Here is a 1,075-nt window from a genome sequence, read left to right on the forward strand (position 1 = left end):
CAGCGAGCCGGAGCTCGCCGAAGCCCGTTCGATCGTCGACCGCTTCCGCGACTCGCTCCCCTCGAGCGAACGGCCCGACGCCGGGGAACTCGAGTCCGGCGACTCGAGCAGCCGAATCGCTGACTGAGCGGCCCGCCGGCAGTGTCGCCGCTAACAGCCGGTGCGTGTCCGATCGGACGGTCGTCGTGCGGTCGGTCGGCTACAGGATCGACTGGTACCATAGCGAACGCCACCAGAAAACCTTTATCCATCAGTAGAACAACACTAGGCCCGATGCCGGCTCTTCACAGTGCGCCAGCCGTCGACGTCGAACGATTCGTCCGGCTCACGGACGTGGAACTCGATGAGGCGTATGCGCTCCTCGCGAACCCGCGAACGCGTCTCATCCTCCACATGCTCTCGACGTGTGAATCACCGCTCCCGGTCGACAGGCTGACCGACGCCGTCGTCGGTCGGGACGACGCCGACGAACGCGCCGTCCGCGTCTCGCTCGTCCACGTCGTCCTGCCGAAACTCGAGGCGCGCGACGTCCTCGAGTACGACCGCGAGACGGACACGGTCCATCTGGAACGTCCCGTCGTCGTCGCGGACGATCGGGTCGCGGAACTCGCCGGTGCGGTCGAGTCGCCGGGTTCGAACGCGTCACAGCGGCGTGACTCTGCCGATTAGCTCACGGAGCCGCCAACGGCGGCGAGTAGGCAGGGCTAGTTCACCGACCGTACCGTCGCGACCGATTGCAGTACTCGCGGACCGCCCGGAGAAAGTCCCGCTTGCGGAAGTCCCGCCAGTTGATGTCGGTGAAGTACAGTTCCGAGTAGACCGACTGCCAGATCATGAAATCGGAGAGTCGCTCCGCGCCGGTCTTGATCACCAGATCCGGCTCCGACGGGAACACGAGGTGGCCTTCGACGTGTTCGTCGTCGATCTCGTCGGGATCGAGTTCGCCCGACTCGACCCGCTCGGCGAGGGTCCGCACCGCGCTGGTGAACTCGTGTTTCCCGCCGAGGCCGATCCCGATCCGGATCGGCGCGTCCGCACGCGCCCTGTCCTCCGGTCCGCGAACGGCGACCGGCCG

2 protein-coding genes and 1 pseudogene are annotated in these 1,075 nt (G+C 66.7%); 2 read left to right on the forward strand and 1 reads right to left on the reverse strand.

The window, feature by feature from the left end; genetic code table 11:
• Together PGX04_RS33265 and PGX04_RS33270 are read left to right on the forward strand one after the other, a co-directional pair.
• Window positions 1-127, forward strand: a pseudogene (locus PGX04_RS33265) (polyprenyl diphosphate synthase); the annotation flags it as partial.
• A gap of 146 nt (window positions 128-273) precedes the next feature.
• Window positions 274-669, forward strand: coding sequence for a DUF7344 domain-containing protein (locus PGX04_RS33270; protein WP_273742378.1), 396 nt, complete (start codon window positions 274-276; stop codon window positions 667-669).
• Between the two features lie 40 nt (window positions 670-709).
• Here PGX04_RS33270 and PGX04_RS33275 read toward each other — a convergent pair.
• On the reverse strand, window positions 710-1,075 hold a 366-nt coding region (locus PGX04_RS33275; protein WP_273742379.1), incomplete at its 5' end, for an undecaprenyl diphosphate synthase family protein.

The organism is Natrinema soli, assembly GCF_028618695.1.

Bases quoted from the DNA above. Each gene is read 5' to 3' on its own strand.
- PGX04_RS33270 (WP_273742378.1), top strand. From the start codon at position 274: ATGCCGGCTCTTCACAGTGCGCCAGCCGTCGACGTCGAACGATTCGTC.